The sequence below is a fragment of the Nocardia glycosmidis genome, from assembly GCF_052545115.1.
In genome coordinates this window covers 133,818-144,556 of sequence record NZ_JBQWRH010000017.1, presented here as the reverse complement: position 1 = coordinate 144,556, position 10,739 = coordinate 133,818, and the positions used below count along the sequence as shown (strand labels likewise).

7 protein-coding genes are annotated in these 10,739 nt (G+C 70.8%); 4 read left to right on the top strand and 3 right to left on the bottom strand.

What is annotated here, in order from left to right:
- On the top strand, positions 1 to 642 hold a 642-nt coding region (locus ACT86A_RS21400; RefSeq protein WP_445093955.1), incomplete at its 5' end, for a cytochrome c oxidase subunit I.
- A 299-nt stretch (positions 643 to 941) separates the two neighbouring features.
- Here the strand turns inward: ACT86A_RS21400 and ACT86A_RS21395 are convergent.
- The 3 genes from ACT86A_RS21395 to ACT86A_RS21385 form a co-directional block, all read right to left on the bottom strand.
- On the bottom strand, positions 942 to 1,307 hold the full coding sequence (locus tag ACT86A_RS21395) for a hypothetical protein (protein WP_445093954.1): 366 nt from the start codon (positions 1,305 to 1,307) through the stop codon (positions 942 to 944).
- A 198-nt stretch (positions 1,308 to 1,505) separates the two neighbouring features.
- Positions 1,506 to 3,962, bottom strand: coding sequence for an AAA family ATPase (locus tag ACT86A_RS21390; protein ID WP_445093960.1), 2,457 nt, complete (start codon positions 3,960 to 3,962; stop codon positions 1,506 to 1,508).
- 93 nt (positions 3,963 to 4,055) lie between these two features.
- Positions 4,056 to 4,259 carry a hypothetical protein gene (locus tag ACT86A_RS21385; protein WP_445093953.1) on the bottom strand — a complete coding sequence of 68 codons (204 nt, stop codon included), beginning with the start codon at positions 4,257 to 4,259 and terminating at the stop codon, positions 4,056 to 4,058.
- Between the two features lie 142 nt (positions 4,260 to 4,401).
- Here ACT86A_RS21385 and ACT86A_RS21380 point away from each other — a divergent pair, with 142 nt between their 5' ends.
- Genes ACT86A_RS21380 through ACT86A_RS21370 form a run of 3 tightly spaced genes read left to right on the top strand, consistent with a single transcriptional unit; the run spans position 4,402 to position 10,726 of the window.
- Positions 4,402 to 7,290: an SWIM zinc finger family protein gene (locus ACT86A_RS21380; protein WP_445093952.1), complete on the top strand. Its 2,889-nt coding sequence runs from the start codon at positions 4,402 to 4,404 to the stop codon at positions 7,288 to 7,290.
- Positions 7,287 to 8,387, top strand: coding sequence for an ATP-binding protein (locus ACT86A_RS21375; protein ID WP_445093951.1), 1,101 nt, complete (start codon positions 7,287 to 7,289; stop codon positions 8,385 to 8,387). The genes ACT86A_RS21380 and ACT86A_RS21375 overlap by 4 nt, the downstream gene beginning before the upstream one ends.
- Positions 8,384 to 10,726 carry a DUF5682 family protein gene (locus ACT86A_RS21370; protein WP_445093950.1) on the top strand — a complete coding sequence of 781 codons (2,343 nt, stop codon included), beginning with the start codon at positions 8,384 to 8,386 and terminating at the stop codon, positions 10,724 to 10,726. The genes ACT86A_RS21375 and ACT86A_RS21370 overlap by 4 nt, the downstream gene beginning before the upstream one ends.
- Positions 10,727 to 10,739: the final 13 nt, after the last annotated feature.

The window sequence follows — 10,739 nt, the reverse complement described above, 5'->3', positions numbered from 1 at the left end:
TTCCTGTTCGGTGGTCTGTCCGGTGTCATCCTGGCCAGCCCGCCGCTGGACTTCCACGTCACCGACACCTACTTCGTCGTGGCGCACTTCCACTACGTGCTGTTCGGCACCATCGTGTTCGCCACCTTCGCGGGCATCTACTTCTGGTTCCCGAAGATGACCGGACGCATGCTGGACGAACGCCTGGCCAAGTGGCACTTCTGGACGACGCTGGTGGGTTTCCACACCACCTTCCTGGTGCAGCACTGGCTCGGCGCCGAGGGTATGCCGCGCCGCTACGCCGACTACCTGCCCACAGACGACTTCACTGTGCTCAACACGATCTCCTCGATCGGCGCGTTCATCCTGGGCGGGTCGCTGCTGCCGTTCCTGTGGAATATCTTCCGCAGCTACCGCTACGGCGAGGTCGTCACCGTGGACGACCCGTGGGGTTACGGCAACTCGCTGGAATGGGCCACCAGCTGCCCGCCGCCGCGGCACAACTTCTACGAACTGCCCCGCATCCGCTCCGAGCGCCCCGCGTTCGAACTGCACTACCCACACATGGTCGACCGCATGCGCGCCGAAGCCCACGTCGGCTGGGGAGCGAACGTCCACGCCGAGAAAGTGGTCGAAGCCGAGAGCGAGACCAGCACGAGCTGAGCGAAAGCCGAGGCAGCCGCACCAAAAACGCCGCCGGACGAAGTCCGTCCACAGCCCCGCGCCGGGCCGAGCGAAAGCTGAGGCAGCCGCACCGGCAACACTGCCGGACGAAGTCCGTCCACAGCCCTGCGCCGGGCCGAGCGAAAGCTGAGGCAGCCGCACCGACAACGCTGCCGGACGAAGTCCGTCCACAGCCCTGCGCCGGGCCGAGCGAAAGCTGAGGCAGCCGCACCGACAACGCTGCCGGACGAAGTCCGTCCATAGCACCGCGCCGGGCCGAGCGAAGGCGAGGCAGCCGCCTATTGCCGGCGCGCGTCGACAGCCGCCAGCTCCGCGGCGAGAGCGAGGGTCTGTTCGCGCCAACGCCGCAGATCTGTGACGCTGGGCGCGAGTTCGTAGTCGTGGTGGTGTGCGGCGCGCGATAGCGTCGCCCACAGGACCGCGACCCGCGCGGCGACGTCCGGGCCGGCGAAGGCGCGCAGCGCGATCAATTGCGCCCGCATCGGGCAGCGGATCAGCGCGGGCGCCTGCCGCGACCACAGCTCGTCGACGGCTTGTTCCAGAGCGATCCGCAGAATCCATGCCGTCGCGCGCGACCACAACCCGCCGGCGTCGGTCACCGATCCGGCGAGCAGCAGATCCACGGTCTCCAGCCGCTCGGTCACCGATGGATGATTCGCAGGTGTGCGCCGCGCACCGTTCTTCGGACCGCGTTCGCCGCGCCGGGGTGCGCGCCCGCCCGCATGGCCGCGGCGTGCACCGGACGGGTGACGCCGTCCGCTCATGTCTGCGCCTCGCCGACCGTCAGCCACGGCACCAGCGCGGGCCCGGCCGCGTCCCTTGTTCGCTCGCTCACCGGCGCGTCACCGAGCCAGCCACGCGACGAACTTCTCCGTTTCACCGATCAGTTCGCGCATGTCGCGACCGATCGGCACATGTGCGCCCGCGGTGGCGTCGCGCAGTGCGTCCACCACCCACCGCCCTTCCCGCGCGATGAGATTCTTGTTCAGATCGTCTACCTTGCTGCCGACACCGAAGACCGCCAGCGCGACCTTCGCCCTGGTGGAGTGCGCGGCGTCGATGTGGCGTTCGACCTCGCGGTGGTTCATGCCCGCGGCGAGCAGGGTGCGCCGGGCCCTGGCCAGGCTGGCGGCCTCCACCGCGGAGCGGCAGCACGTGGCCACCAGCTCGTCGGCGATCGCCGCGGGCAGTTGCGGTGTGCGTACCAGTGCGCGGGCGTCGTCGAGGTAGCGGCGGATCGGGTCGCTGGACACCCGCACTTCGACCACAGAACGGTCGCGGCGCTGCACCTCGAGCACGCTCGCCTCCAGCTGCATCCGCCGCACCGCCTCGGCGAGGCGCTCGTCATGGGTGAAAACCACTACCTGACGGCTGACCGCGACCGTCGCGAGCACCTGAGCCAGGCCGTCCACCTTGGCCGGGTCCATCGCCTGGACCGGGTCGTCGATCATGACGAAACGGAACGGGCTCTGCTCCACCGTGGCCCGCGGCAGGAACAGCGAAAGGCCCAGCGCGTGCAGCTCGCCTTGGCTCATTACGCCCAGCGCGGCGCCGTCCACCTCGTCCACGGTCACGTCGAGCAGCACGCGGCGTGCGGTGCCCGCGTTGCCTTGCAGACGGATCGCGCCCAGCTCGACACTGCTCTGTTGCCGCAGGGTGCGCCACACCCAGCGGGCCGTGGTCTCCAGGGGTGTCATGCGCTCGCCGCGCAGACCGGCGGTGGCCGACTTCAGCCAGTCCTCGGCCTTTTTGACCGTGCGCAGTTCGGCCGCGTTCGCGGCGACCTCGCGGGCACCGTCCAGCCACTGCACGATCCGCGGGACCAGCGGCGTCCACACCTCGTCCAGGCGGTCGAGTTCCTTGCGGGTGCCCTGTTGCAGCAGGTCGAGTTCGCCGACCAGTCGCGAGTGCGCGCCGCGAAGCCGGTCGGGTAGGTCCGGGGTGTAATCGGTGGTGGTCAACGCAGCCCAGTCGGCCCACGCTTCCCGCACCGCGGTGGTGTCCACCGATGGCGGATTGCGCGGATCGAAATCCAGTTCGGCCGGCATGAGCTCCGGGAGCGCCCGGGCAACCCGCATGGCGTTGCCCAGTTCGACGCGAGCGGTGGTGAGCGCGTCGACACGGGCGGCGAGCCGAGCTATCGCGGAGTCGGCCTCGCGCGCCCAGCCCTCGTCGAGGGTGCCGCGGCCGCACACCGGGCACGGACAGCTCCCGCTCGCCGTCTGATGCTCCCGCGCGGTGCGTAGCAGTTCGAGCACACGCAGATCGGCCTCCGCGTCGGCGGTGGCGCCCTCGGTGAGTGCCGCCGCGCATACTTCGAGGCGGGCGGCCACCGCCTCCACCTCCGTGCCTGCGGGCAGCGCGAGCCGCACGATCGCCCGCAAGCCATCCTTTCCGGCGGGGTCGTCCACTGAACCGAGCACCTCGCGGTCGATGGCCGCGAGATCCGGCTGAGCCGGCCGCAGCAGAGCGCCCACCCGAACCGCCCGGTCATCGGCCACCGCGCCGAGCAGCTCGAGCAGTTCCAGCCGTTGCCGGCGCGAGTCCCGGACAGCGCGTTCCAGCTCCAGGCGGCGCATCCGGATGCGTTCCTGCGCCAGCGTGAGTTCGTCCAGTCCGAGCAGCTGGTGCAGCGCGTCGAACAGGTCGCTCGGTTTGCCGTCGACCAACGCACCGAGTTCGCTGTAGGACAGGAACGGGCGGTACAGCTCGAGCTGTGCCGCCCACCGCTCGGTGTCGAATTCGGTGGGCGGGCCCGGCGGATAGCGCTGGGTCCAGTGCGCGTCGGACAGCTCCGCGCCGGCGGACCATTCTTTGGCGATGGTCAGCCGTGGCGTCTCGCCCGCCGTGAGCAGCTCCAACTCGATGCGGGCCGCCGCGCCGTCGTGCAGGTTTCGCCATCCTTCCCGCCAGGCCGCCGAGCGACCGTCCCAACGACGGTTTCCGCCGGTCAGAGCAAGTTCGGCGGCCTCGGCGAAACTGGATTTACCGCTGCCGTTGCGACCGACGACGAGGGTCAGGCCGGGACCCGACGGTAGCTGCAGTGTCGTCTCCGGCCCGATGCCGCGGAAGCCGCGCACGCGAATGGCGCTCAGAAAGATGCCGGAATGCTCGAATGCCGTTGCCGCGTCATCCGATTCGACCGCACCCAGGACGCGCAGGACGGTCCGCGTGACCGACGGCGTGACCGCGGGGTCCTCGATGAGACGCCGAGTCACCACCTCCGACAATCGGGGCAGAGCAGACAATCGGGGCGACGCATCGGACGAACCGACGGCCTGGACGGCATCGGGATCCATACGCACGCGAACAAACCCTCCACCATCGAGCCGCCAGACGTCCTCCGGCCCCGTGCGCGGTGCCTTGTCGAAGCTGTGCGAAACGCTACCCGATCACGCCCGAATCGCCACCTCGGCGATGCGAATCTGCCCGCGGGGGTGGATATGGTCATCGAAACGCCTGCGCCGCGCTTCGATGTCCACCCCTCGTGCCAACCCCTGCGGGCAGTTCGATGGTGTCAGCACCCGTATGGGTGGCTCGGTCGAGCCGAACAGGACAGGATGCCAGAGCAGATCATCCGGTGCAACATTTGCCATACCGGCGAATGTGACGCCGAGACAATCGGTTCCGTGCGCGGCATGCCGCCGGCCGCGGTACCTGTCGGTGCGCTGCGGTAGAACTCCGGTCAACCGAGGAATGAAGGAAAGCGATGAGCCACCACCGAACTGGAGCCGTTTGATGACAACGCCGCCGACGCTGCCGGCGCCAACAGCATCGCCGACGCCGTGGACCGAAGCGCAGGTCGCGGCGGTGGCGCCGGATGCGAGTTCGCTGGCGTCGGCGCGCAAACTGGTGAGCCGCTGGCGGGAGAGCGGACACCGCGGTACCGCGCTGTGGGGGTTGTGCCAGGGCAGCGGCGCCACCCCGTATCAAACGATCGTCGACCTGTCCGGCCCGGCCTATCGATGCTCCTGTCCGAGCCGGAAGTTCCCCTGTAAGCACGCGCTGTCGCTGTTGCTGCGCTGGGCCGCAGGCGAGGTTCCGGCCGCCGCGCAGATCGCGGACTACGCCGCGTCCTGGCTCGGCGGTCGCATGGCGCGAGCCGCCGCGCCGGACCGGTCTCGCACGCCGAACCCGGCCACCGCGCAGCAGCGCAGGGTGCGCGTGACCGCCGGACTGGAGGAACTCGATGTGTGGCTCGGTGATCAGGTGCGCACCGGGCTGGCGCAGAGCGACCGTTCGTTCCGCGCCTTCGAAGCCATCGCCGCCAGGATGGTCGACGCGCAGGCTCCCGGCCTCGCTTCAGCGTTGCGGCAGCTACCGACCACGGCGTCCACCAGGAGCGACTGGCCCGACGTCGTGCTGTGCGAGTTCGCGCGGATGCACCTGCTGATCGCCGCGCACCGGCAGATCGACTCCGCGCCACCCGCGCTGCGCGCCAGCATTCGTACCCACATCGGTTACCCGACCCCGGCCGAAGCGGTGCGCGCCGAAACTCCGGTCCGCGACCGGTGGATGGTCTTCGGCCTGCGGGTCACCGAGGAGGAGCGTCTCTACACCCGCCGTACCTGGCTGCATGGGCGGGTGACCGGGCGATGGGCGCTGGTCGTCGACCACTCCTTCGGTTCCGCGAGCTTCCCCGCCGATCTGCCCGCGCTGGGGCAACTGTCCGACGCGGAGCTGCATTTCTATCCGGGTGCCGCGCCGCTGCGTGCCCTCTGGGGCGAACGGCACGGCCCCGCCGAACCCTTCACCACGCTGCCCGCCGACACCGACCGTCCCGCCACGCTCGCCGCCGCGCTGGCCGATCATGCCGCCGCCCTCGGCGCCGATCCATGGCTGCGCTCGTGGCCGATGCTGCTGGTGGACGTGGTGCCCGCACGGACCGAACAGGGCTGGTACGTCACCGAATCCGAGGGCGGGGCGCTGCCGATCCGGGCTGCCGAGAGCCCGTGGACCCTGCTCGCCGTCTCCGGCGGCCACCCCGTGACAGTCCTGGGCGAGTGGAATGCCGATGGGCTGGCGCCGATTTCGGTGTTCGCCACCGGCGAGGTGATCGACCTGACGCGCGAGGACGTGGCCGGACACCAGACACCCCGATCCCCCGCCGGGCACGCCGATCTGACCTCCGCGGCCCTGCTCGGCACTGCGCGCCGGACACCGGATCTTGCCGCACTGGCGCCTCCGATAGCGCGCGCGGCGGATCACTTGTCGGCCGACCCCACCCTCCGGCTACTCGAATCGGCGGCGCTCCAGGACCTTTTCTTGCGTGGCGGGGTCGTGCCGACCAGCGCGACCGCACCCGATCCGGCTCCCGATGACGCCCGGCCGCTGGTACCGCGTCCAGCGGCTACCCGGTTGGCGCGGATGCTGCGCGAGCGCTCGGCGTTCCTCCCCGAATGGTTCGACGCGGCGGCTCCGCACGACTATCGGGCCCCGGACGCGCTGTGCGAGCAATTGCTGGAGCACGCGAAGGTCGACGCCGCCCTACGCGAGCCCCTGCTGCGCCTGGCGGGCACCCGCGGTAGCTGGCTCGCGGCGCAGCATCCGCAGTGGCGCGATCTGACCCGGCGGTCTGCCGCCACGACTTCCGCCGACACCTGGCGGTTCGGACAGCCGCCCGAGCGACGCGACTGGCTCACCCGGCTCCGCCGTGACGACCCCGACGCGGCCAGGACACAGCTCGCGGCGTCGTGGCCGAAGGAATCCGGTCCGATCAAGTCCGAACTGCTCGGGGTGCTCTCCGACGGACTCGATCCGCAGGACGAACCCCTGCTCGAGCAGGCGCTGGACGACCGGCGCGCGGACGTGCGCCACACCGCTGCCGGACTGCTCGCGCGGCTGCCGGAATCGGCGTTCGCGCAGCGCATGCGCACCAGGGCGAATTCGTGGGTTCGCATCGAGCGCCGGATACGGCACACGAATCTGGTCCTCGCGCTGCCCGAAACGCTCGACGCGGCCACCCAGCGCGACGGGATCACCGACCGCACCGTCGAGTTCGCCTACCGCTGGAACGCCGCGCCGGACGTGCCCGCGGCCCGGTTTCGGCAGGTTGTCGCGGCGACGCCGCTGTCGCACTGGGCGGAATTGCTCGGCACCCCGCAGCAGGCGGTGCGGGCCACGGTCGAGGAACGGTTCCGGCAACCGGTTTTCGACGGCTGGGTGGATGCCACACTGGCCCAACGTGATTCGGCCTGGGCCCGAGCGCTGTTCGAATCGGGCGTGCCGACGGACCTGGCCATGCTGCGCCGGCGGGAGCTGTTCGCCCTGCTGCCGCTGCCGGATCGGACCGCGCATCTGGTGCGGCTGGACAGCTCCTGGCTCTCCGAGATCGAGGCGCTGTTGCCCGCGATGGGACATCCGTGGCCCGAGGCGCTGGCACAGCATGTGATCCTGCTGCTGTTCGAGCGGGCGCGGGCCGCGGCGCGGCGCCCGGAAGCGCACGGCGTCTCCCCGAACGCACACCGCTCGCTGCTCGCCTCCGCCGCCGTCCACCTCCCCGTCACCGCGGCGCCGACGCTGTCCGCGGTGGCACGCCGATGCGACGATCCCGCCTGGGAGCAGGCCTTCGACCAGCTCGCCCACGACCTCCACTACCGCTCGATGATGCTCGAGGAGTTGCAGTGACCACCGCCGAACCCAACCCGAGCCTGCTGCGCCCGCACGCCGAACAGGCCTACGCCGACGAGCTGCGCGCCCTGGCCGCCGCCGACGACCGGCCCCGCCCGCCGTCCTGGCGGCTGTCGCCCTGGGCGGTGGTGACCTACCTGCTCGGCGGAACCCTCGATGACGGCACCGTCATCACGCCGAAGTACGTCGGCCCACGCAGGCTGATGGAAGTGGCGGTCGCGACGCTGGCCACCGACCGGGCACTGCTGCTGCTCGGCGTTCCCGGCACCGCCAAAACTTGGGTCTCGGAACATCTTTCCGCCGCCATCAGTGGTGCGTCGACCCTGCTGGTGCAGGGCACCTCCGGCACCGCGGAGGAAGCGATCCGGTACGGCTGGAACTACGCGCGGCTGCTCGCCGAAGGACCGAGCGAAGGCGCGCTGGTGCCGTCGCCGGTGCTGACCGCCATGCGCGGCGGCGCCATCGCCCGGATCGAGGAACTCACCCGCATCCCCTCCGATGTGCAGGACGCGCTGATCACCATCCTGTCGGAGAAGACCCTTCCGGTGCCCGAACTCGGTACGGAGGTGCAGGCGGCCAAGGGCTTCAACGTGATCGCCACCGCCAACGACCGTGACCGCGGCGTGAACGAACTGTCCTCCGCGCTGCGCCGCCGGTTCAACACGGTGGTGCTGCCGCTGCCCGCGAGCGAGGACGAGGAGGTCGCCATTGTCAGCAGACGCGTCGAGCAGCTCGGCTCCGCCTTGGAACTGCCCGCCGTGCCCGCGGCGGCCGAGGAGGTGCGGCGGGTGGTGCGGGTCTTCCGGGAACTGCGCTCCGGCAGCACCGCCGACGGCCGGACCAAACTCAAGTCCCCGTCCGGGACGCTGTCCACCGCCGAGGCGATCTCGGTGATCACCAACGGCATCGCGTTGTCGGCCCATTTCGGCGACGGCGTGCTGCGGGCCTGCGATATCGCGGGCGCGGTGCTCGGCTCGGTGATCAAGGACCCGGTGGCCGACGCGGTGGTGTGGACCGAGTACCTGGAGGCCGTGGTCCGGGAGCGGCCGGACTGGGCGGATTTCTACCGCGCCTGCCGTGAGGTCACCGGGTGATTCCCGAATCCCAGCCGGTGACCGAGGTTTTCGGTATCCGGCATCACGGTCCCGGGTCGGCGCGTTCGCTGCGCCTGGCCCTGGAGGCGTTTCGTCCCGACATGATTCTCATCGAGGGCCCCGCCGACGCCGATCCACTGGTGGGTTACGTCGCGGCCGACGGGATGACCCCACCGGTCGCCCTGCTGGCGTACGTTCCCGACACGCCCGCCAAAGCCGCGTTCTGGCCGTACGCGGTGTTCTCCCCCGAATGGCAAGCGCTGCGCTACGCCGTGGACAACGATGTGCCCGTGCGGTTCTGCGATCTACCCGCCACCATCGTCCTCGCGGCCGAGGACGAGCCCGCCGACCGGTTCGATCCGCTCGCCGCACTGGCCGAGGCGGGCGGATACGACGACGCCGAACGCTGGTGGGACGCGATCGTGGAATCCGTCCCCGACGCGGACGCATTCGAACCGATCACCGAGGCGATGGGCGCGCTGCGGGAGTCCGCCGAACGCAGTCGCCGCGCACAGGAACCCACACCTGCTCTGTCCGCCCACGACGAGCCGGCTCGGGACGAATCGACGGAGGCCGTAGCGCCGGAACCGGATTCGGTCGCTGAAGCACTTCTCGACACCGAGGTCGCCCGTCGGCATGAGCCGATCACCATCGACGCCCACACGCTGCGTCGCGAGGCTTATATGCGCCAGACCATGCGAAAGGCGCTCAAGGACGGGGCGACACGGCTGGCCGTGGTGTGCGGCGCATGGCATGCGCCCGCGCTGACGGGCGCGCTCGGTCCGGCCGCGCCGGATGCCCGGCTGTTGAAAGGGCTCCCGAAGACCAGAGCCCGGCTCACCTGGGTTCCGTGGACGCACTCGCGGCTGTCCACGTCCTCCGGCTACGGCGCCGGGGTCACCTCGCCGGGCTGGTACCACCACCTGTTCACCGAGACCGCGCAGCCGATCGCCCGGTGGCTGACCAAGGTCGCCGGGGTACTGCGCGCCCACGACCTGCCGGTCTCCAGCGCGCACGTCATCGAATCCGTTCGTCTCGCCGGCACTCTCGCGGCGCTGCGTGGGCGGCCGCTCGCCGGTCTGTCGGAGGTCACCGAGGCCACCCGGTCGGTGCTGTGCGGCGGCGACGAGACGATGCTGCGGCTGGTGGTGAGCGAACTCGTCGTCGGCGAAGCCCTCGGCGCCGTACCGGAGCGGACCCCGACCGTGCCGCTGGAGGCCGACCTGCGCGCCACGATTCGTTCGCTGCGGATGAAGCAGCAGCCGCTGGCCCGCACCGTCGACCTCGACCTGCGCAAAGAACGCGAGGTCGCGCGCTCGCGCCTGTTACACCGGCTGCGGGTGCTGGAGATCGACTGGGGCACTCTCGGCACGAGCGATGTGCGCAGCACCGGCACCTTCCGGGAAACCTGGACGCTGCAGTGGCAGCCGGAGTACGCCATCTCGATCATCGAGGCGTCCCGCTGGGGCACCACCATCCGCACCGCCGCGGAGGCGAAGATCCTCGATATCGCCGGCCGCGCCGACCGCACCGTCGGCGAGCTCACCGCCGCGCTGGAGGTGGCGCTGCTCGCCGATCTCGGCGGCGCCACCGACGGACTGATCGCCCGGCTGGAGTCCACCGCCGCACTCGATCACGACGTCACGCACCTGCTCGCCGCGCTGCCCGGCCTGACCCGGACCCTGCGCTACGGCGACGTGCGCGGCACCGACACCAAGGCGCTGGCGCATGTCGCCGATGGGCTGCTGGTGCGTATCTGCGCAGGGTTGTCGGCCGCGGTCACCGGGTTGGACACCGACGCCGCCACCGAACTGCGCACGCTGCTGGACGCGGCACACACCGCGATCCACACCAGGGATGACAGCTGGGCGACCGGCGAGTGGCTGGCTGCCTTGCGCCGCGTCGCCGACCGCGACGACGTGCACGGTGCCCTGATAGGGCGCGCGGTCCGCCTGCTCGCCGACGCGGGCCGCATCGATGAGTCCGAGTCCGCGCGCAGGCTCTCCGCCGCCCTGTCGGTCGGCAACCCCGCCGCCGCCAAGGCGGCGTGGATCGACGGGTTCCTCGGCGGTCGCGGACTGCTGCTCGTCCACGATCGCGAGTTGCTGCGGCTCATCGACGACTGGCTGCGCGGCCTCGGCGACGACACGTTCGTGGAGACACTTCCGCTGCTGCGCCGCACATTCGGTGCATTCGAATCCGGCGAACGCCGCGCGATCGGACAGGCAGTGCGCGACGGCGGATCCGTCACCGTCGCCTCGACCGCCGGGGGTATCGACCTGGACCGTGCGATCGTCGCGGTACGCACCGCGGCGGAGATTCTCGGGGTGACGGTATGAGCCATGCCGAAAG